This window comes from Thioalkalivibrio sp. HK1, from assembly GCA_000583135.1.
In the GTDB taxonomy this organism is placed as follows: Bacteria; Pseudomonadota; Gammaproteobacteria; order HK1; family HK1; genus HK1.
This window is the reverse complement of record JFBG01000001.1, coordinates 14874-36605: the sequence shown is the minus strand read 5'-3', so window position 1 is coordinate 36605 and position 21732 is coordinate 14874. Positions and strand designations below refer to the sequence as shown.

At 58.5% G+C, this 21732-nt stretch carries 19 protein-coding genes; 7 read left to right on the top strand and 12 right to left on the bottom strand.

Annotated elements, in window-relative coordinates:
* Nucleotides 1–64: 64 nt before the first annotated feature.
* Together BF99_RS0100170 and BF99_RS0100165 are read left to right on the top strand one after the other, a co-directional pair.
* Nucleotides 65–367, top strand: a complete 303-nt coding sequence (locus tag BF99_RS0100170; RefSeq protein WP_051482722.1) for a DUF1905 domain-containing protein — start codon at nt 65–67, stop codon at nt 365–367.
* 107 nt (nt 368–474) lie between these two features.
* Nucleotides 475–2163 carry an ATP-dependent nuclease gene (locus BF99_RS0100165; protein WP_025769249.1) on the top strand — a complete coding sequence of 563 codons (1689 nt, stop codon included), beginning with the start codon at nt 475–477 and terminating at the stop codon, nt 2161–2163.
* 103 nt (nt 2164–2266) lie between these two features.
* Here BF99_RS0100165 and BF99_RS0100160 read toward each other — a convergent pair whose 3' ends face one another.
* The 3 genes from BF99_RS0100160 to prfB form a co-directional block, all read right to left on the bottom strand.
* Nucleotides 2267–2557: a HigA family addiction module antitoxin gene (locus BF99_RS0100160; protein WP_025769248.1), complete on the bottom strand. Its 291-nt coding sequence runs from the start codon at nt 2555–2557 to the stop codon at nt 2267–2269.
* A gap of 142 nt (nt 2558–2699) precedes the next feature.
* Entirely contained in the window at nt 2700–4208 is a 1509-nt protein-coding gene (lysS, locus tag BF99_RS0100155; RefSeq protein WP_025769247.1) for a lysine--tRNA ligase, read from the bottom strand.
* Between the two features lie 2 nt (nt 4209–4210).
* Nucleotides 4211–5270 (bottom strand): peptide chain release factor 2 gene (gene prfB / locus BF99_RS22300; protein ID WP_373604452.1). Its coding sequence is split into 2 segments (ribosomal slippage): nt 4211–5233 and nt 5235–5270, totalling 1059 coding nucleotides; the frame shifts between segments, so codons are not numbered across the junction.
* A 198-nt stretch (nt 5271–5468) separates the two neighbouring features.
* Here prfB and BF99_RS22710 point away from each other — a divergent pair.
* Nucleotides 5469–5753 (top strand): hypothetical protein, encoded by a 285-nt coding sequence (locus BF99_RS22710; RefSeq protein WP_156013090.1) that lies wholly within the window; start codon nt 5469–5471, stop codon nt 5751–5753.
* A gap of 100 nt (nt 5754–5853) precedes the next feature.
* On the opposite strand, the gene BF99_RS0100135 is transcribed toward BF99_RS22710, so the two are convergent.
* The 5 genes from BF99_RS0100135 to BF99_RS0100115 form a co-directional block, all read right to left on the bottom strand.
* Complete coding sequence (locus tag BF99_RS0100135; RefSeq protein WP_025769244.1) at nt 5854–6564, bottom strand: phytanoyl-CoA dioxygenase family protein; 711 nt, start codon at nt 6562–6564, stop codon at nt 5854–5856.
* Nucleotides 6565–6605: 41 nt separating this feature from the next.
* Nucleotides 6606–8009 carry an L-fucose/L-arabinose isomerase family protein gene (locus tag BF99_RS0100130; RefSeq protein WP_038096656.1) on the bottom strand — a complete coding sequence of 468 codons (1404 nt, stop codon included), beginning with the start codon at nt 8007–8009 and terminating at the stop codon, nt 6606–6608.
* A 62-nt stretch (nt 8010–8071) separates the two neighbouring features.
* On the bottom strand, nt 8072–8998 hold the full coding sequence (locus tag BF99_RS0100125) for a PfkB family carbohydrate kinase (protein WP_025769242.1): 927 nt from the start codon (nt 8996–8998) through the stop codon (nt 8072–8074).
* Nucleotides 8999–9033: 35 nt separating this feature from the next.
* Nucleotides 9034–10128 carry a Gfo/Idh/MocA family protein gene (locus tag BF99_RS0100120; protein ID WP_025769241.1) on the bottom strand — a complete coding sequence of 365 codons (1095 nt, stop codon included), beginning with the start codon at nt 10126–10128 and terminating at the stop codon, nt 9034–9036.
* A gap of 35 nt (nt 10129–10163) precedes the next feature.
* Complete coding sequence (locus tag BF99_RS0100115) at nt 10164–10907, bottom strand: GntR family transcriptional regulator (RefSeq protein WP_197018971.1); 744 nt, start codon at nt 10905–10907, stop codon at nt 10164–10166.
* Between the two features lie 224 nt (nt 10908–11131).
* Between BF99_RS0100115 and BF99_RS0100110 the strand changes: the two genes are divergently transcribed.
* The 4 genes from BF99_RS0100110 to BF99_RS0100095 are packed head-to-tail and all read left to right on the top strand — an operon-like array spanning nt 11132 to nt 16035.
* Nucleotides 11132–12400 (top strand): ABC transporter substrate-binding protein, encoded by a 1269-nt coding sequence (locus BF99_RS0100110; RefSeq protein WP_025769239.1) that lies wholly within the window; start codon nt 11132–11134, stop codon nt 12398–12400.
* Between the two features lie 15 nt (nt 12401–12415).
* A complete protein-coding gene (locus tag BF99_RS0100105) occupies nt 12416–13480 on the top strand; it encodes a carbohydrate ABC transporter permease (RefSeq protein ID WP_025769238.1) in 1065 nt (354 codons plus the stop codon).
* Entirely contained in the window at nt 13477–14913 is a 1437-nt protein-coding gene (locus tag BF99_RS0100100) for a carbohydrate ABC transporter permease (RefSeq protein ID WP_025769237.1), read from the top strand. The genes BF99_RS0100105 and BF99_RS0100100 overlap by 4 nt, the downstream gene beginning before the upstream one ends.
* A gap of 24 nt (nt 14914–14937) precedes the next feature.
* Nucleotides 14938–16035 carry an ABC transporter ATP-binding protein gene (locus tag BF99_RS0100095; protein ID WP_025769236.1) on the top strand — a complete coding sequence of 366 codons (1098 nt, stop codon included), beginning with the start codon at nt 14938–14940 and terminating at the stop codon, nt 16033–16035.
* A 193-nt stretch (nt 16036–16228) separates the two neighbouring features.
* Here the strand turns inward: BF99_RS0100095 and recJ are convergent, their stop codons facing one another.
* From recJ to BF99_RS0100075, 4 genes are all read right to left on the bottom strand, one after another.
* On the bottom strand, nt 16229–17971 hold the full coding sequence (recJ, locus tag BF99_RS0100090) for a single-stranded-DNA-specific exonuclease RecJ (RefSeq protein WP_025769235.1): 1743 nt from the start codon (nt 17969–17971) through the stop codon (nt 16229–16231).
* Entirely contained in the window at nt 17968–19548 is a 1581-nt protein-coding gene (locus BF99_RS0100085; RefSeq protein ID WP_025769234.1) for a hypothetical protein, read from the bottom strand. The genes recJ and BF99_RS0100085 overlap by 4 nt, the downstream gene beginning before the upstream one ends.
* 1 nt (nt 19549) lies before the next feature.
* Nucleotides 19550–20299, bottom strand: a complete 750-nt coding sequence (locus tag BF99_RS21670) for a dimethylsulfonioproprionate lyase family protein (RefSeq protein ID WP_156013089.1) — start codon at nt 20297–20299, stop codon at nt 19550–19552.
* 80 nt (nt 20300–20379) lie between these two features.
* On the bottom strand, nt 20380–21558 hold the full coding sequence (locus BF99_RS0100075; RefSeq protein WP_025769232.1) for an AAA family ATPase: 1179 nt from the start codon (nt 21556–21558) through the stop codon (nt 20380–20382).
* Nucleotides 21559–21732 lie beyond the last annotated feature (174 nt).

Here is a 21732-nt window from a genome sequence, read left to right as displayed (position 1 = left end):
GTTCATGATGGACTTTTTTGAATCTATCCACCTCGATATGTTCGAAAAAAACGATTTTCCTGACATGCATCCGATCGAATTGGAATTCAGCACCGAGATTTGGCTATGGCCGGGCCCGGCGGCTTGGCATTTCATCACCTTGCCGGACGATGCCGCAAGCCAGATCAGATCTCTGACACCTCCAAGGCGAGGCTTCGGTTCGGTAAGAGTCGAGGTGATGCTAGGCGAAAGCATTTGGCGAACCTCGATCTTCCCCGACAGCAAATCCGGCTCCTACGTCCTACCGATCAAAGCCCAAATCCGCCGCAAGGAGGGACTGATCGCCGGAAGCATCACCCGAATCCGCCTTAGACCTCTGTCGGTGTAGGAAGCCCTGCGTTGAGAATCCCACTACGTATACCCTTGAAATTATGCTATGATTGATATTCGACGAAGTCAAAAATCTTTTTTTCGGCAATTGCTAGGGGAAAGATAATGCAATTTGATCGCGTTGTTGTTAAAGAATTTAAGAAACTGAAAAAGATCGAGCTTGAGTTAGCAAATCTCAATATTCTTGTTGGAACCAACGGAAGTGGCAAATCATCCGTTCTTCAGGCCATTCATTTTGCAGTCTGTTTGATTCGACAAACCACTAAAAACATTTCATCCAGAGAGATCCTGCATCCAGATCAAATCGACTATCTTCCAACTAACGAATATGAGCAGCTTGGACACGATAAAAAATGGGCTAACCGTAAGAATTTAGAAAAGTCTGATATACATTTTCTTTTATTAGATCCTAGCAATAGCAACGAAGAGAAAATAGAAATTACTATCCAACAGGCTAAAAATACCGGGATTGCTGTAGTTTGTAATACATCAGATAAAATAATATCGATTTTCAGAAAAAAGAATGAATTTTTTAGTGCTTACATTCCAGGGATTACTGGAATTCCAAACGAAGAAGAAAAATTTTCAGAGAGAGTGGTTTTGAGAGCTTGTTCCTTTGGTCACGCAAATACTTATCTCCGTAACGCATTACTTCTTTTGAAAAACAAAAATAAGGATGGAAAATATCTTTATAAATTACAAGATTGGATTTCTCAATTGATAGGTGAGGAAATGAAGATCGACGTGTCTCATAACGATAAAACTGATCTAACTATATCTGTAAGGGCAACTTTCAAAAATCATGAAATGCCTCTTGAGTTACTTGGCATGGGATATCTGCAGATCATACAGATATTCTGTTATATTCTTTTATTTGAACCAAAAATACTTTTGATCGATGAACCCGATATTCATTTACATCCTGATATTAAAATGAAAATCCCTTCTTTACTTGCCGATATTGCAAAAGAATCCGATTTTAAAGTCATCATGGCTACGCACTCACCATTCATCGTACGAGGCGCACCAGTGGATGCAAAGGTGCATTGGATGGAAAGTGGAAATATCAGAACCAGCAATGTATCCACTATTGAATTGGCTCTTGGTTGGGGTGTTTTTGGAAAAGAAATCCTTCTATTCTCCGAGGATACAGATCTATTTTTCATTAGAAAAATCCTCGAGCAATGGCCCGAAAGGATAAAAAATTCTACCGCTATTCTTCCTGGAAATGGATATAAAAACCTACCCACGCCTAAAAAATCTAAGGAGTTAAAAGAGACATTAGGAAATTCTTTTGAAATTGTCGTTCATAGAGACAGAGATGCGATGACGAAATCTGAGATGGAAATTCTCAAAAGACGTTACCAAGAAAATAACATTCATCTTTGGATAACCGACTATTCTGATATAGAAAGCTATTTTTGCTTGCCTGAATTCTTAAAGAGCCTTACTCCAGATTCTAATTCTTTAATTGAATATCTGTATAAATCAATCGAGTTACATAACAAACCCGATAACAAAAAATTCATTGGCCATAGAAGATCACATAATCAAGAAATCTATAATGGAGAAGGCGGGAGTCCGCAAATTAACGATGTATGGGAAGAACTCCAATCAAATGAGCCCCTTAGAGCAGCTTGCGGCAAATCAGTATTCAAATGCCTAATTGACAAATTTAATGCTGTTATCAACAAAAAACAAATACAACAACATATTCTGGATGGAAATACAGCTATATCACTAAAGAATTTATTAGAAGATATACTAAAAAAGTCAAAAAACAAATCATCATGATGGCAGATGATTTATTCTCAGAAGAAATATGGGTAGAAAGAACCCAAAGTATTTCCGATTAGATTTCTGTCTTTTTATTTGCCTAGCAAAAAGCGGACGTCAATCAACCCGCCTCAAGGGGTTTGATGGACGAGACATCGATTGTCTTTCGGGCGTGGGAGAGGTCTCGGTTGCGTTGGAGGTTCAGCCAGTATTCCGGGGTCGTGCCGAAGAATCGGGCGAGTCTGATGGCGATGTCGGCGTCGAGAGTGGATTGGCCTTCGAGCAGTCGCTCGATGCGGGGGTGGGGTACGCCGAGATGAGCGGCGAGGGTTGTGGCTTTCATGTCGAGCGGTTCGAGATAGAGTTCGCTCAGCACTTCGCCGGGGTGCGAGGGGTCGGTCAACAGGCTCATTTTCGAAGTCTCCTTTCGGGCAATTCGCTTGGCGGTCATTGGCGATATCGATGTCGGGCGGTCCGATTCGGCTTGAATGATACTTTTTTTCAGGAGCGGGCGAGGGTTCTCGCCATCGTCCATCGCTCGCTTTTATCAAGGGCTAATCGTTCGGGTTCTTCGCTCCGCCTTCCGGGCGCAGGCAGGGGAAGAGCAGTACGTCTCGGATGGAAGGGGAGTCGGTCAGCAGCATCGTCAGTCGATCGATGCCGAGGCCTTGTCCGCCGGTCGGGGGGAGTCCGTATTCCAAGGCTTTGATGTAGTCGTCGTCGAAGGCCATGGCTTCGTCATCGCCCGATTCCTTGGTTTCGACCTGGCGGCGAAAGCGCTCCGCTTGGTCTTCGGGGTCGTTGAGCTCGGAGAAGCCGTTGGCGATCTCGCGGCCGGCGATGAAGAGTTCGAAGCGATCGGTGATGAAGGGATCTTCATCGTTCGCCCGAGATAGGGGAGAGACCTCCATGGGATGGGCGGTGATGAAGGTCGGCCGGCGCAAAGTGTGTTCGACCGTCTTTTCGAATATCTCCTGCCATAACTTCCCGCGCCCGTAATGGCTCTCGGTGTGAATTCCCTTGGCGTCGGCAAAGGCTCGCAATTTCGCCTCGTCATCGAGATCGGCGGCGCTCAACTCGGGATTTCGATCCAAGATCGCATCGGCCATCGATATCCGATGATAGGGGGGATCGAGCTCCAAGGTCTCGCCTTGGTAGGAAATCGTGCCGGTGCCGCAAACGGACCTGGCAACGCCGCCGACGATCTCTTCGGTCAAAACCATGATTTCCTCGTAGCCGACATAAGCCTGATAAAACTCCAGCATCGTGAATTCCGGATTGTGCTGGGTGGAGATCCCCTCGTTGCGAAAGTTGCGATTGATCTCGAATACCCGCTCGAATCCGCCGACCGTCAATCGTTTGAGATAAAGCTCCGGTGCAACCCGTAAAAAAAGGTCCATATCCAGAGCGTTATGGTGGGTGGTGAAAGGGCGAGCGACCGCCCCGCCTTGGATCGGATGCATCATCGGGGTTTCGACTTCGAGAAAATCGCGCTCGATGAAGAATTGACGAATCCAAGCGACGATCTTCGAACGAGCGCGAAAAACCTCTCGGCTACGCTCGTTGATGATGAGATCGACATAGCGCTGACGATAGCGGGTCTCGACATCGGAGAGTCCGTGGTATTTTTCCGGCAGCGGGCGCAGCGATTTGACCAGCAAGCGCAGGTCTCGGGCCTTGATCGAGAGCTCGCCGGTGCGGGTGCGAAAGACCGTGCCTTCGACGGCGATGATATCCCCAATATCGAAGGACTTGAATTCGGCGTATCGATCTTGGGGCAGATCGTCCCGACGAATGTAGATCTGCATGGCGTCGGTGCCATCGCGCAGATTCGCGAAACTCGCCTTCCCCATGATCCGACGGGTCATCATCCTGCCGGCGACCGCAACGCTGTGCGCCTCGCCCTCCAAGGCGACGGCATCGACATCGGCAAAGCGCTTTTGTAGATCGCCGAACTTCGCATCGGGCCTGAAATCGTTCGGGTAGGCCTTGGCGTCTTCGCGCCATTTCGCCAGTTTTTCCCGGCGCTGAATGGATTGCTCGTCATGCTCATGGCCACTCATCTTTACGCTCCCGCCTTGAGGCTCGCCTCGATGAATCGATCGATATCGCCGTCGAGCACGGCCCCGGTATTTCCGACTTCCACCCCGGTGCGAAGATCCTTGATCCTCGATTGGTCAAGGACGTAAGAGCGTATTTGGCTTCCCCAGCCGATATCCGCCTTGTCATCCTCCACCGCTTTTTGGGATTCGAGCCGCTTTTGCATCTCCCGCTCGTAGAGCCGCGCCCGAAGTTGCTTCATGGCGGTGGCCTTGTTCTTGTGCTGGGAGCGATCGCTTTGGCACTGCACCACCACATTGGTCGGCAAGTGGGTGATGCGCACCGCCGATTCGGTGCGGTTGACGTGCTGACCGCCGGCGCCGCTGGCTCTATAGACATCGATGCGCAGATCGCCGGGGTCGATATCGATATCGATATCGTCATCCACTTCCGGAGAGACATAGACCGCGGCGAAGGATGTATGACGACGGTTACCGGAATCGAAGGGGGATTTTCTTACCAGCCGATGAACGCCGCTTTCGGTGCGCAGCCAGCCATAAGCATGATCGCCGTCGAAGCGCACGGTGGCGCTTTTGATCCCCGCGACCTCGCCTGCGGAGGCTTCGATGATTTCGGTGCGAAATCCGCGGCGCTCGCCCCAGCGAAGGTACATTCTAAGCAGCATTTCCGCCCAATCCTGGGCTTCGGTGCCACCGGAGCCGGCTTGGACATCGACGAAAGCGCTCGAGGCATCCATCTCCCCGGCGAACATCCGGCGAAATTCCAAGTCCGCAAGATGCTTCTCCAAAGCCATGACATCGGCATCGATATCCGCGACCGCCCGGTGATCGGATTCCTCCTCGGCAAGGTCGAGCAGCATCGAGGCATCGTCCAACCCATGATCGAGCCGGTCGAAGGTATCGACGATACGCTCGTGATCCGCCCGCTCGCGGCCCAAAGCGCGGGCTTTTTCCGGATCGCTCCAGATCTCCGAGGATTCGAGCTCGCGCTTCGCCTCTTCGAGTTTTTCGCGCCGAGTCTCTACGTCAAAGATACCCCCTCAGGGTTTCCATTCGCCCTTGCATATCCTTGATCCGGGCACGGATCGGGTTGCTCTGCTCCACGGGATGATTCCTTGTGAATGTCGGTTATTCGATCGAGCGTTCGAGCGATTGTGTTCGAACGACTGCGTTCGATCGGTGAACAAAAGCGGTATCGAAGGGCGAATCGACAAGGCACGCCCTTGCCCGCCGCCTTTGATCCCAAGTACCGGCGAAGCGGGAATGATAACCGCCAAGAGCTGCGATCCCGAGCGGGCTTGGGGCAAGGATTCGGATGGAAACGCGCTGATGCGGCGAAAAAACGGGTGTTTCGATCCCGAGTCGGCACTTGCATCATCCGCATCGCCCCTTGCAAGCGGTGGCGATGGCGGCCGGGGGTGGATCAATGCCACCTTGCGAGATCGCCCGAAAGAGCGCAAGGCTTCCCCTAGGGGTCTGATAACAGGCTCACCGAAGAGCGTAGGGTGCATCGATGATCTGCGCCCGAACGAAGCGCACGATGCCTGATATCTCGGCTCGCCGATTTTTCTCGCCGGCTCGGATCGTCGTCTTAATACGACAAACGATCGATAGCCGTCCGATGCCTGTCTATAAGGCAGTGGCGAATCTATAAGGCAGTGGCGAAGCGTTTGGGCTGCTCCGTCTTCGGATCGATGAGCGGACCGTCGCTGTATTGCACGAGATAGGCCCGGCGATGGTCGGGGGTGATATTGCATCCGGAGCGATGCATGGTGAGCGAGGAAAACACCACCATCGCACCTGCATCCACGATGACCGGAATGCCCGGCTCCTCGCCGTGATAGCCCACCTGCTCCTTCGACTCCGGATCCCAGCGATGAGGCTCGATCGATGTTTCTCGATCGATATCGCGCGCTAACAAGTAAAGGGTGCCGTTGGATTCATCGCAATCATCGAGGGCGATCCACACCGTGAGATAGGGAGCGTGGTCGAATCCGACATAGCCGCTGTCTTGGTGCCAACCGAAGGCGGCCCCGGTATCTCGTCCCTTGACGACGAACTGCTCGTTGAACAGACAAGGCCGATCCCCGACCAATGGGGCGGCAAGAGCCTTCATCGACGGGGCGAGGACGAACTTGGCCAACGCCGGAAAGTCGCGGTGGCGATGACGCAGGAAACGGCGATCCTCGCCCCGGCCGATATCGTGCGCCGTCCCCCCGAGATCATCGTCCGCCGGTTCCGTAAGCAGCGTATCGCAGATCCGCCGCAACATCGCCAAGGCCGAAGGCTCGACGGCATCGGGCAGCACGAGATAGCCTTGGCGACGAAAACGCATCGCAAGGCTCGGATCGATGATCATCGAGAGGATCCTCTTTTGCGGATCGGTCGGGATGGGCAGGCTCAGGCAATTTCGATGACTTCGATCGACAGTCGTTCGGCGATCGCTCGTAGCTGGCTTCGATAGTCGCCGTAGACCAGACTGGAGTGATGCTCGAGGCCAGCGCCCATGATGGTGGCCTCGAGGCGATCGACGGGGGCGTCGTAAGCCACCACCCCCGAGGTGCCGGTGAAGGCTTTGGGACGCCTTAGCATCTCGCCCCCGGCGATCATCAGGCGGATCCGGCCCTCGGATTGGGAAAAGCGGGCGAAGGTGACGCGGCCGGGCTTCAAGGCGAATTCGTAGAGCAAGGGTTTGCGGCGATTGGTATGGACGGTGGCGCGCGGTTCGCTTTGCGGGTCGGCCATCGAAATCGGTGCCTGACCGCAATGCCAGACCACCGATGTGCCGTCGAGGCGATCGACATCGACCAAATCGACCTGAAAAGCCGGAGCCCCGGCGAGCTCTTGCAGCACCAGGCCGGTCAGAGCCCCGAAGACATCCGCCTCGCAAGCGCAAGGGACGCGCCGCTCCCCCATCATCGCCACCGGACCGCAAACGGCGCCACCGTACTCGGTGAAGGTCTCCGGCCAACAACGAATGGCGAAGGCATCGTAGCCGCCTTGGGTATGCAAGTCATCGAGGGCGTTCTTCAAGCGCAGGGATTTATCGAGCTCGTCCTGATCGAGATCATCGAGGCCGACCATTTCACAGGCGGCGAGCGATCGGGTTCGGGCGACATCGTCATCGAGAACCCGCTCGGCGCGGGCGAAGAGATCGTCGAGATCGAGGCGATCGACCTCGATGCCGGTCAGGCAACGCAAGGCATCGGCGTTATAGGCGCAGGTGTGGAAGCCATCGGGATGCTCGCCGATGCGGGCGATGCGCATCGTCGACAACCTCTCGACGACGCGCTCGGCGATGGCCCGATCGCAGGCGTCGACGCTCGGCTTCGTGGCCTTGACCGGCGCTCGCCGACGCTCGCCCGCCAACAAGGCCGCAAGATCGTGCGCGCAAGTCTCGCTCGACGGGTCGGCGTAAAGGTAGGAGAACTCGGCGTCGACCAAGCGCAGGGCATGGGCCGCCAAGTTGAGCCCGCAATAGGCGTTGAGGCGCAAGCGTCCGCCGATGCGGGGCTCGGGCAAGGCCCAGATCGCCAAGGGCGCGGCGACTTCGGTGGCGATCTTCGTGGTCATCGATGCGTCGGTGAAGGTGACCTGCAAGATGATCAATCGATCGAGATCCGCCAAGGGCAGCGATTGAAGGGCCTTTGACGCGGCATCGGCATCGAAGAGCAACTCCCGCGGACCCACGATTCGCTCGCCGGTGGCATCGAGCCGCCGAAAGGCCAGTTCGGTGCGCGAGCGGGCGAAATCGACATCGAATGTGGGGCGGGCGAGTGCGAGAACCCCGATGGTTCGAGTCATGGCGTGATTTCCGGTCAAGGGGAGTCGAGGGACATCGATCGAGAGATATCAATAGAGGGACATCAATAGGGGGCGGCCGTCGTCGCCGGCGCTTGCATGAACCGTTCGACCTCGGCGCGAAAGGGCAATCCTCGGCGACCGCCGGGGCGGGTGCATTTGATCGCGGCCGTAGCGTTGGCAAAGACGATGGCATCTCGCAAACAAGCCTGCTGCGCCAATGCCAAGGCGAGGGCGCCATGCCAAGCATCGCCGGCGCCGAGGGTATCGACGGCATCGATCGGATGGCTGTTTTGGCAATGCAGGCCCGTAGCGTCGATCCAGCGCACGGCATCGGCGCCCTCGGTAACGCCGACGATGCCCCCGATACGTTCGGCGGCGAATGCCAACCCCCGCTCGGTATCGTCGAGACGGCTGAACGCTCGCAATCCTCGATGCGAGAAAAAAACATGGTCGGCATCCTCCAACGCCCTCGGGCAGGCATCGAAGGGGGGCTCGGCATCGAGGATGCCGGGGATGGATAGGCGGCGCGCCTTGCGCATGGCGAGATCGGCCCCTGCGGGCCAGCGGGTATCGGCCAAGATGGCATCGAAACCCTCCATCGACATCGCCCGTCCGGCCTCGCTCGCCGACTCCTCGTCGCAAATATCGCGAAAGTTGACGATCTGACGCTCACCACTCGAATCGATGTAGATACTGGAAAACGACGATCGCCGGCCTTCGAGGCGATGCAATCGCGTGCAGTCCACCCCTTCGGCGATCAGATCGCTTTCGATCATGTCGGCGATCCCGTCGTCCCCCAAACACCCCGCAAGATGCGCGCTCCCTCCGAGCCGGGCGATGGCCACCGCGGCATTGGCCGCGCACCCTCCACCGACGAGATCGGCATCGCGGCTGCGATACTTATCCGCTCGCCGCGGCATCGCCTCGACGCGCATGATCAGATCGAGCACGGCGATGCCGACGCAAAGAATCCTCGGCGGCGGATTCATGGACGGGGGGGCATGGACAAAGATTCACGAAGGATTCACAGGAGCGGTTCCACGGCCATCCCGGTGGCCGAGGATTCCTGCGCCGCGATGCCGATGGCGACCGCGCGCCAGCCATCGCGCAAGGTGACCTCGGGCGCTTGCTTACCCAGCAGAACATCGCGGAATTTGAGATGCTGGAAATAGGTCGAGCCATGATGGGAGCCGGCATCGTCCAAGCGGGCATCGACGGGCACGAGGATATCCTCGCGCTTTCGGCGATCGCGGGAGCGGATGACGACCCGCGGCTGCGGCCTCACGCCCAAATCGTTCGGCCAATGGCTCGGGGCGAAAGGAACGAGACAATCGATGCGCCCCGCCGGTCCGACGGCGACGATCTCCTCTTGGTAATCCGCACCCTCGGCGAACATGCACAGATCGAGCATCGCCCGCGTATCGTCGTCGAATTCGACGATGGCGAAGGCGGCATCCCAGATATCGGGGGTGCGACCGTCGTAGGCTTCATCGAGGTGATTGACGGCTTGCCAACCGGAGGCCATGACCCGGCGGGGCTCGGCCCCGATCATCAGGCGCATGAGATCGAAGAAATGACAGCATTTCTCCACCAATGTGCCCCCGGAGCGGTCGTTGAAGCGATTCCAGTGATCGACCTTTTTCAAGAAAGGAAAGCGGTGCTCGCGGATCGAGAGGTGGCGGATCCCGCCGGTGATGGATTCGACCTCGGCCAAGAAGCGCTGCAAAGGCGGCATATAGCGATATTCCATCGCCACTTGGATGGGAGCTGCGTAATCACGCTCGAGGGCGTCGATCAGTTCTCGATCGCCGGGATCGGTCACCAAGGGCTTTTCGACCAACAAGGGGATCGTTCGGCGCGATGCGATATGCCGAAGGTGCTCGGCATGCCTAAAGTTGGGGGTGGCCAATACGATGGCATCCAAGCCATCCATCTCGAGCAGATCGTCGAGGGAGGCGGCAAGGCGAGCTACCGGCGCCGAACGCTGCGCCGAAGCCGCCATCGCCGAATCGGTATCGAATAACGCGGCCACTTCGCAGCCTTCGATCAGCTGCAGATTGCGAATATGCTCGTGGCCCATCATGCCGCAGCCGACGATCGCATATCGAAGCGATGTCATGGAGTCGATAGGTTCGGCGTCGATAGTCGATAGATTCAGCGCCAACGGGCTACATAGCGGATCGCACCCGGATCGAACCACGTGCGGGAGAATTCCACCTCCCGACCGTGCTGATCGATGGAACGCCGCTCGACATAGCCCCATTCCCGATTGCGATCGCGGCTAAGTCCGAAATCCACCGGAGCCCAAGCCGGCGGCATGCCGATGCTGACCATGTCGGTGACCCGGCCGATCACCACCCCGAGTCGGGTGCGATAATAGTGATAGAGCGAATCGTCGAGATCCCTGAGCGTCAACGACGAAGCGCAAGCGCCATCGAGCCAAACCTCCTCGATCGCGGCCTCGACGCCATCCAAATAACGCAAACGCCGGATACGAAAGGCTTCGTCGACGGTGCCGAAGGGCGGGAGATTGGGCGGCTTGGACATCTGCGTTGCGCTCAAGGCGCGAGCGGTGGGCAATCCGCCTCCGCGCAACAATTCAAGATGGAAAAAGGCGTAGATATTCTCACCGTCGACGGCATCGTGGATATAATTCCCCGAGCCTTGGATGCGGCGTAAAAACCCTTTTTGCTCCAAGTCGGACAATGCCCGCCGCAATGTCCCCACCGAAATATCGAGATCGATGGCCAGCTGACGCTCGGGAACCAGTTTTTCACCATGGAGCAGGCGGCCGGCCTTGATTTCCCGCACCAGCATCTCGCTGACCTGCACGTGCAGGGGCAAGCGGCCGAGCATGGTCTCGCCGTTATCGATTCGACGGTGATCGTCTTCGTTCACTGTGCGATGGATGCTTTGAGATTGGGATATGACCCGGGAAACGGTGTGGATTGATTTATAAATGATACTATCTTTTGCCGATGTTGCAAAATTCATTCGGGGCGAAAATTCCACAAAGTCCCGCTCCCTTCCGGTCGCTGCGGATCGAGTCCGCCGGCGACCGGCGCTTCACCCCTCGTCGACCGACAAGTCGACCGACAACGAAATCGTTTAGGAGGAACTCGATGAAACCCGCTACCAAGTGGCAATCCGCGCTTGCGGCACTCGGCCTTGCCTTCGCCGGCCAAGCGAGCGCCGATGAAATCAGATTTTTGTGCTATCAGGAAGGGAACGAATGCGATGTCATCGCCGACCTCGCCAAGGGCTACGAGAAGGAATCCGGCCATACCGTGATCACCGAGCGCGTCGGCTACGAGGTCATCCGCGATCAACTCGAAAACCAGCTGCAAACCGATGCCGCGCCGGATCTCGCCCGCGTTACCAACTTGGGCGGGCTCAATAAGTACTACCTCGACCTACGCCCTCTTTTCGACACCGCCGAGATCGAAAAACAATACAGTGCCACGCTGCCTTGGTTCCGGGCGCCCGGGGGCGAGGACATGGGGGTTTATGGATGGATGACGGAGTTGACCGTCACCGGCCCTTACGTCAATGTCTCGATGTTCGACGATGCCGGGGTCGAACTGCCCGGCGAGGGTGCGACATGGGATGACTGGGCCGCGGCTTTGCTGGAGGTCAAGGAGGCATTGGGCTTGGATGCCGGTCTGGCCATGGACCGTACCACCCATCGCTGGGCCGGTCCCGCCTTCTCGCACGGTGCGAAATTCTTCGATGCGAGCGGTAATCCGATCCTGGTCGATGATGGCTTTCGCGAATTCGCGGAAAAATTCGTCTCATGGCATAAAAACGGCCTGATGCCGACCGAGGGCTGGCCTGCAGGCCAAGGCACCCAATACCGCAATGCCGCCCCGCTCTTCCTATCGGGCAAGGTCGCCATGCACATGTCGGGCTCGTGGATGATCGGCAACTACTCCGACAACATCAAGGATTTCGAGTGGCGTGTGGTGCCCGCACCTTGCGGCATGGGCGGTTGCGGGGCGATGCCGGGCGGATCCGCCATCGTCGCGTTGAAATCGACCCGATACCCGCAAGCCGCCGCCGGATTCATCGAGTACATGTCGCGCACCGAGAACGCCGAGGCTTATGCCGCTCGAACCAAGTCCATCACCTCCCACCAAGGCCTGCAAAACTCGGGAGTGGACTACCAAGATGCCTCTCCGGCGGTCGCCTCGGCGTTGTCGACCTACGCCTCGTCCATCGGCAAAGCCGCCGAGACCACGCCGCAGGCTTTCACCTTTCAGGGCTACCACAAGAACTTCGTGATCTACGGCGTGGTTCCCGACTACCTCACGCAGGTCATCAACGGTGAGATAACGCTCGATGAAGGCTTGAGCGCGATCGATGCCGATGTCGCCGCCAAGATCGCCGAATGATCGGTCGCCGTCGGGGTGTTCACCGCCATCGAAGCGGCTTTCGCCGGAACCGGTTGGCCCTTGATAGCGGCAGCCTACTGCGCGGTCGGGATCATCGTATCCCGGCCGCGCGGTTCTTTCGGTGCCCGCTTCATGGGGATCATGGGATGGCCCATCGAGTTGGCGCAAAAGCTTGCAGGCCACGGGCCGCTTCCCTATCTTTTTCTGTTGCCTAATCTGCTCGTATTCGGCATCTATACCTTCGCTCCCTTTTTTATCAATATCGGCTTTTCCGCCACCGAGGGTCAAAGCATCCTTTTTTCCGAGCGGGACTGGGCGGGCACCGCCAACTGGGCGCGGCTGTTCTCGGATATCCATCCCGATACCGCCGGGCGCAATCTCGAGGTCGCCAAGTTCTACCGCTCGGTCATGGATACCGCGGTCTTCGTCGTCTTCCAAGTGCCGATCATGGTGTTCTTCGCGTTGTTGACGGCGCTGGTCCTCAATCGCAAGATCGTCGGGCGCGGCTTTTGGCGCTCGGTCTTCTTCTATCCCGTCATGCTAAGCCCGGTGGTCGTCGGCTTCCTGTGGACGCTGATCCTAAAGCGCCAAGGGGTGTTGTCCTTGACCCTGATCGAATGGGGCTGGATCGACGAGCCCATCCAGTGGTTGACCGACCCCGCATGGACCATGTTCTGGTCGGTCTTCGTCTACACATGGGCGCATTTGGGCTTTTATATGCTGATCCTGCTGGCCGGGCTCCAAGCGATACCTAAAGATCTCTACGAAGCGGCCCAAATGGATGGCACCTCGGATTGGCGGATGCTATGGCGCATCACGCTACCGCTGCTGATGCCGACCTTGCTGGTGGTGACCGTTCTGTCGTTGATCAAGGCCTTCCAAGCCTTCGAGGAGCTCTATGCGATGCAAGTCGGCTGGATCTCCATCGTTTCCTATATCTTCGAAACTTCGGGCCTGCGCGGACAGCCGACGGCCCACGGACTGGGTATCGCGGCCACGGCATCCTTGGCCATCGCCGTTTTCCTCGCCCTGCTCTCCTTGGGGCAAATCGCGCTATCGGGACGCCGCAACTGGCAATGAACGGGCTGATGGGTTTTTTGACGCGGCGCCAAGGGTTCGCAAGGCCGAACCTGGCCGATTGGGTGGCCTACGCCTATCTCGGGCTGGGCTTTGCGATCATCTTCATGCCGGTCAGCTGGATCGCGTTGAATTCGCTCAAATCCGCCTTCCAGATCGAGAAACAGGATATCTCGTTGATCCCCGGGGATTTTCAGCGCGTCGGCCGGGCAACGGTCAACGGCCCCGAGGGACGCGAGATTTTCGTGATCCCCGATCTCCCCGACTGGGTGCTGAACTGGCGCAGGCTCGATGACGCCGAACGGATAGGACACGATGTCGAGGCTTTCCTCGCTCGCTTCGAAGGCCGTGAGCGATACGCCTTGCGATCCCACTTGGATCGCGTGGCCGTCGAGGCTCGATCGTTGATCGCCGAACTTAGGCTACCGGATTGGCTCAATCGCTACGGCGCGATGACCGCAAGCGCGCGAAACGCCCACGATCTCGAGGCCGCCTTGCAAGGGCTCGACCCCGAGCGGGTGCGCTTGCTGAGCGAATATCTCGGGGTCGAACCCTACCGAGCGAACCGGCTGGTCTCGCAAGTCCTGGTGCGCGCCCCCCACCCCGAGACCGGGGAAATGCAACGCTGGGCGGTACCGAATTTATCGACGAGGCAGGAATTTCTGCCCGCGCGAGCGGTGCAAGGCGACGGCGGCAAGGTGGTTCGCCTGCCGGCCGATTCCGTCATCGCCGAAAGACGGGTGCAGCCGGCTTGGGAGAACTATCTCGATCCCTTGCGCGGCAGCGCCTACAACGTCAACGTCGATTTCACGACTTGCCTCACCAATTCGGTGCTGGTGACGATCATCGCCACCTTGATCACCTTGCTGATCAACTCGATGGCGGCGTTCGCCCTGTCCAAATATCGCTTTCGCGGTCAGATCTTTTTCCTCGGGGTCATCCTGACCACTTTGATGATTCCGGCGACCATCACGCTGGTCGGGGTATTCAAGGCCATCCACGCCACCGGGTTGTCGGGCAGCATCTGGGGGGTGATCATTCCCGGGGCGGCGACCCCCGCCGGGGTGTTCATGCTGCGCCAATATATGCTGACGATTCCCGACGAGCTGATCGAGGCCGCGCGCATGGACGCCGCCGGGGAGTGGAAGATCTACTGGCGCATCGTATTGCCCTTGGCCATGCCGGCGATCGCGGCGTTGGCGATTCTGTCGATCATCTGGCGCTGGAACGATCTGATCATCCCCATGGTCGCCATCTCGACGACCAAGGAGGCCTACACCATCCAGCTATGCCTCTTGGAATTCCGCGGCGAACACCTAAGCCAAGAGCACTATCGTTTGGCGATGACCGTGGTCAGCCTGATCCCGACCACACTGGTCTTCGTCTTCTTGCAACGCTATATCACCACCGGTATCGCCAATACCGGCATGAAGTGATCCGCTGATCGGGAGCGACCTTAAGTGGCCAGGCTCGAATTGCGCAAGGTGCGCAAGAATTTCGATTCGGTGGATGTCATCCACGGCATGGACCTGACCGTTCAAGCGGGGGAATTCTGCGTCTTCGTCGGACCATCGGGCTGTGGCAAATCGACCCTGCTGCGCATGATCGCCGGGCTCGAAAGCGTCAGCGGCGGCGAGATCGTCATCGAGGAAGAAGTGGTCAATCGGATCCCCGCCGCGCGCCGAGGGCTCGCCATGGTCTTCCAGTCTTATGCGCTTTACCCCCACATGTCGGTGCGCAACAATCTCTCCTTCGGGCTCGAGAATCTGAACCTTGCGCGCCCGGAAATCGACCGGCGGGTCATCGCCGCCGCCAAAATGCTGCAGATCGACGACTATTTGGCGCGCAAACCGGGCCAACTCTCGGGCGGTCAACGCCAACGGGTGGCGATCGGACGCGCCGTGGTACGCGAACCGAGGATATTCCTCTTCGACGAGCCGCTTTCGAATTTGGATGCCGAGCTGCGGGTTACGATGCGCGGCGAGATCTCCGCTTTGCACGAAAGACTCGGCAATACGATGGTCTATGTGACCCATGACCAGATCGAGGCGATGACGATGGCGGATAAGATCGCGGTCTTGAGGGAGGGACGGCTGGAGCAATTCGGTGCCCCGCTGGACTTGTACAACGATCCCGCCAATCGCTTCGTCGCCGGCTTCATCGGCTCGCCGCGGATGAACTTCCTCGACGGTCGAATCGAGGGCGATGGCAACGACGCCGCTTTCGTTTCCATCGGGGGGGCTCGCATCACCCTGCCCCGGGAGCGATTCGACCTCTCATCGGGGCGACCTGCGCAGCTCGGCATTCGAGCCCATCATCTACGCCTCGACCGAGACAGCGGCAATCTCGATCTCGTGGTCGGCAGCGTCGAGCAACTCGGCGGCGAGACCTTCGTCTATGCAAAGGCCCCGGGCGATGGGCCCTTGACCTTGCAACTGCCCGGTCAAGTCGCGGTCAAAGCCGGTGAGCGATTGGCGGCGGCCTTGGAAAAGGAATCGGTCCATCTATTCGATCCCGAGGACGGTCGCTCCTTGCGCCGAAGGGATCCCGGGGCTTGAAGCGCGGCATCCGCGGGGACAAGATCGTCGGCGCTTGTGAACGCTCGGGCTGCGGGTTTTGCGCATCGCCTGCGAAGCCTCCGATGCCGATTTTTGCAGTACCGATATCGCAGAGGGAAAATCCACGCCGATGGCGAAGCCGATCGAAATTCGGTTGGCGGCGCTCGCCCTTCATCGTTCGGTCGATAAAACCCTAGGAGGCGGGGACTTCCTCGATCTCCTCGACGGTCAGTTCGGCCCGCTCCAAGCCCCGGAAGCGATTGACGGCCAAGCGATAGGCGATGCGAATCATGCCTTGGGGATCGGTGGGGATCGGCGCCGGGCGATTGAAGGCGATGGCATCGAGGGCTCGGTCGGAGCCCGGCGGTAGAAGGCGAAGCCGCCGGTGCCGCGAGCCTGCGCCGACCGGCCTTTGATCGGTCATCTTGAAGATGCCGTCGAAGATCGGCTCGGGGAATTTTTGTCCCCACGGGGCGATGTCCCGGATCTTTCTCGCCAGATCGAGGCCCAGATCGGCGGCGGCGATCTCCCCGTCGCTGTCCACGACCGCCTCTCGCATCCCCGGGGTCATCACTTGGCTCGCATGGTCCGCAAACTCGCTCCGGAAACGCTCCAGCCCCGAGCGGACGATGGTCAACCCCGCCGCCATCGCATGCCCGCCGAAGCGCATGATGAGACCGGGGTTGCGCACCGAGACATCCGCCAACAGATCGCGCACATGCACCCCGGGGATCGATCGCACCGACCCGCGCAGGCTATCCGGATCCGCATCCGGGGCGAAGGCCGCCACCGGACGATGAATCCGCTCTTTCAGCCTCGAAGCCAGGATGCCGATCAGCCCCGAATGCCAATCGTCTTTGAACAAGGAGATCGCCGCCTCGGGAACGGGCGCATCGCCATAAAGGGCGAGCAGATCTTCGAGCGCATCTTCTTGCATGCGAGCATCCAACTCCCGCCGTTGCCGATTGATCGCATCCAGCCGGGCCGCCATTCGCCGGGCCTCGTTTTCATCGTCGCTCAGCAGGCACTCGATCCCGATACGCATATCCTCGAGCCTTCCGGCGGCGTTCAGCCGAGGACCCACGGCAAAGCCCAGATCCGAGGTCGATGCATGCTCGATCGACCGCTTGCCCGCCTCCAACAAGGCGCGGATCCCCGCCGATGATCCCCTTCCTTTGCGAATCCTTTTCAGCCCCTGCTCGACCAAGATCCGATTGTTATGGTCCAAAGGAACGAGATCGGCCACCGTGCCCAAGGCCACGAGATCGAGAAGGCCGTCCATCCGAGGGGCGGGTTCTCGGTTCCGGCGGCGACGGTGGGTGCGAAGGGCGCACATCACGTAGAAGATCACCCCGACTCCGGCCAGATGCTTGCTCGGAAAGGGATCGCCGGATCGATTGGGATTGACGATCGCCTGCGCCTCGGGCAGGCGATCGCCCGGCAAATGATGGTCGGTGATCAACAAGTCGATGCCGTGCGCCCTCGCCCTGGCCGCCCCTTCGATGCTCGAAATGCCGTTATCGACGGTGACGATGAGATCGGGGGCGTGGCATCGATGCACCCGATCGACGATCCCGGCAGAAAGGCCGTAGCCGTGGCGCAAGCGATCGGGAACTTCGAAACGCACATCCTCGGCGCCCAAGCGCCGCAGCGCCCGCACCGCCAAGGCACAACCGGTGGCGCCGTCGGCATCGTAATCGCCGACGACGACGATCCGCCGACCGGCGTCGATGGCCTCGTCCAGCAATGCCGCGGCGCGTTCGATATCGAGCAGGCGATCCGGCGAGAGCAGGCGTTTGAGCGAATGATCGAGCTCGTTTTGCGAGCGCACCGCCCGCGCGCACAGCACCCGACGCAAGACCGGGTGGTGGTTTTGGAGGAAATCGGGCATCGGATCGCTTAGCTCGCGCCGGGCGATGCGTCTTTTGCGTTTCATCGATCGCTCCGATCCCGGTCGGCCCTTCGGGCGATCCGCTCCCCGTCGGGGGGATTGATTCGATCTCGATGCGTGGACAGGGCATCGACCATCGCCCCCGCCAGGCCGCGCTTTTGCCCCGGCCACCATCTGCGCTGAGAAGCCGACGAAGCCGTGGCGGTGAAACGGTGACCGTATTCGTCGATGATCGACAAGCGATCGAGCGCTCCCAAGCGCAGTTCATCGAACAAGGGCTTGGCCCACTTGGCACTGAAATCCTCGATCCCCTCTCGCCATCGCTGCGGATCGCTTCGCTTTGCGCACGAAAAAAGGCGATCGTGCACGATGAGATGTCTTCCCGAGCGAGTCCCCTCGCTTTTCGCTCGCACCAACCAGTCGGCCGCATCGCAAGGAGCCGCGCGGCAAACGATATCCGACGCCTCGCCTACCCGAGCGGGAGGAGGCGACGGATCGGATGAATCGGGCTCGATCCCACGCCCATTCCTACGCACGTCCGCACGCACATCGGGCAACCGGGCAAGGGCGCAAACCAGGGCGTCATCGCTCCATACGCACTCGAATTCCTTGGGCGGAATCTCGTTCGCCGGCGGCAGATATCCGCCGCCCCATAGCCAAAGGCTGTTGATCGGCAGCTTCTTGCGCTCGATACGCGCGATATTGGTCGGGCATTCGTGCAACGCCATCTGCACCAGATTGCTCCATCCGTGCCAAAAGGGGGCATCGGATCCTCGGGGAAGTCTTGAAAAAACCGTTTTGCCGATGGCCGTCGACGGCGGTGAGGTCTCGATGCGAAGGAAGGCATCGAGCGCGATATACCAGCGCAAGGGGTCGGCGGCCACGATGAAGGGGCCTTGGGGTTCGAGGGCATCGTTGATGACTCGGGCGAGGGCGTCGGCCTCGGCTCGATCGAGGGCATCGGGGGAGGCGGCATCCATCGAACGAGGATCGCTTAGCACCAGATCGCCGACCCCCGCAAGCAGATGCACGGGGTCGGCGCGAAGCCATGCCCGATCCCTCCCTTCGGTCTGGTCTCGGTCTTGGGGAAAAGGCCGGGCGGCGGCCTGTCTTTCGAAGGCCTCGCCCTCGAGCCTCTTCGACGGGTTCGGACGATCGAGCGTGGCGGTCACGGCGGCCACCGGCCAATCATGACCTGCCCGCGGAGCCGTCCAGCCGAGGGTGCGGAAAATCCGCGATTCGAGAGATGGCTCCGGCTCGTCTTCCCCGATGTCTTCGAGGTCCTTGGAATATCGGCAGCGATCGAGCAATCGATCCAGATCGCCCGCATCCAACTCGGCGCAAAAGGCCTGCACCGCGCTTCGATCCTCGCTTGCGGATCCGCCGAAGCGGCCGACCTCTCCCTCGATGATGCGCCCGATGGGGCCGAGCAGACCCGGCACCAAGAGATCGAGAGCGAGCATCGATGACGACAACTCACTGAAATCGCCTCTTTTCAAAGGGCGCACCGCCGGTATTGAGGGCAAGCCGAGCGCTTCGGGCTCGAAAAGTGGATCCTTATGGCCGACTTGGGGGCCGACATGGGAGCCGGCAGGGGCATCATCGGCATCGTCAAGACGCATCTCATCGCCGATGCCCGCCCTTCATTGGGTCTTGGCCATCCATCTTAGTCTTCGACGAGGCATCGAGCACCGACATCGGAGCATCCAGATGGTCGGTCCATGCCGCCATCGCAAGCAGCGGCTCCATGTCCGTTTGCATCGCATGCCCCTCATGGCTTCGGTGGAAGATCCATTCGCCGGGGCGGCGAATCCGCCAAAGTCGATCTCCTTGCTGCCACTTCGCAGTCCCCGAAAGAACGCGGTAGATCTCCGGCGCCTTGTGGCGATGTCGGGGATAGAGGGTATGAGGAGCCTGCAGGGAAAACCAGATCGCCAACCCTCCGGGATGCCGGAAAGGGGCTTGGTAGTTGCGCATCTCAATATCGGGGCCGATCAGCTGCGTCGATGTATATCCTAAAAACAACTCGTCCGCCCCGTCGCCGATACCGTAAGGGGCGATCCAGCGAAGCCCGGGCGAGGCCTCGATCAAAGCCTCGACCAAGCATCGATCGAGGGGATCTCCCTCGCAATCCCGTGTCGATTCATCGAGCCGGCGCCGCCATTGCCCTACCAAAGGGGTCTGCGCGGCCTCGATGGACTTCGGTTCGAGGGGTTGTTCGAGCAGCGAATGCAAGAGCGCGATCTTCGATCCGCCCCCGCTCGGATCCCGGGCGCTCTCGCCCACCACCTCCCGCAAGGCCACCAATAGCCGATCGAATACCCGATCGCCATCGGGCTTTTTGATAGCGAGCCCTCGATCTTCTTCAGGCATTGAAATCACTTCTCGGTAACTTTGTCGAAATATCTTGCCGACGACCGCTTCGCTCAATCGATCCCCATCGGCATCGACCGTCAAAGGGAAAAAGAAGTCTGCCGGTGATTTTCGGGTGCGGTCCGCCGGATGACGATCGGACCCGCCGGCTCCCCGATCTTCAACAGCGCCTTGATCCCCTTGATATCTACGCTCGGAGTGATCGTCGTCCCTTTGCCCGAGATAAGAGAGGGCTGCAATACCAGAATTTCCCCGCCGTCGATGCCCGAATCCGATAGCAACTCCGCGCTATGGGTGCTGATGAAAAGCTGCCGGCGCGGGTTTTTTCCTTTTTGCGCTTTATGGAAGAGCCCGGCCAAATTGCCGACGACACTCGAGTGCAACGACAACTCGGGTTCTTCCAACAAGAGCACCGAATTATTTTCCAACAGCGACCACAACAACCCGATCAGCCGCAAGGTTCCGTCGGATAGCTGATCCTCGTATTGCTTGGCATTTCTCGGTCGCCAATTGTTATCGCTGCCGGTGATGTGATATTTGCCCAAGGGATCCTGCTCGAAGCGAATCTCCTCCAAATTGGGAACGGCGACCTTGATCACACCACTGATCTTTCGCAGGCGGGCATCTCTGCTTTTCTTATTGGCCTGCTGCAAGCGATACAGCAACCCTTGGCCGAAGGGATCGTCTTCCATGATATTGCCTTGGATTTCATCGAAGTGGCGCAACAGCTGAGGCACCAAGTGCATATAGGAGATCTTGCCCAGAAAATCGGAGATCTCTCTGAAATCCTTGTTATTGTTGACCTGCTCCAGATGGGTTTGCTGCAATCGCTCCTTATCGCCTTCATCCAAGGAATCCGGTCTTTCCAATAGCGGGCGATCGTTCTTTTCAACCCTTTCGCTCGATATAAAAACCGAGCCCGATCGGGATTGCTTGATGCCCACTTCGTAGATCCATTCAGGCCGATCCATGATCGATTCCGAATCGTTTGGCGATATCTCGATACCGATAAAAACCTCGGATGCCCGCTTGCTATGCGCATTCAAACAACGTATCTTCGAGAGCCCGCCTCGTTTATTGACCGCTCGTTGAAGTCCTCCGCCATCGGGCTTGGCGATATCGCGCAAGAAGCGAAATACATCCAAGCAATTGGATTTGCCCGAGGCGTTGGGTCCGACGAGGAATTGTCGCCGTCGCAGCGGCACATCGACCTCGACGAAATTCCGCCAATTTTTGAGTTTCACCCTGCTGATATACATCATCCACCTTGAAGAAGGCTCGAGTATCGAGGGTTTTCGATGCTCCGGTACCGGTGATTTTAACGGCAACTCGCCAAGCCATTCGCAAAGGGGGCGCCCTCGTAGCCCACTTGGGCGATCGAGACGCTCCGAGGCTCATGCGGCGATCATGCCCGGGGTCTTTTCGGGGCGAGA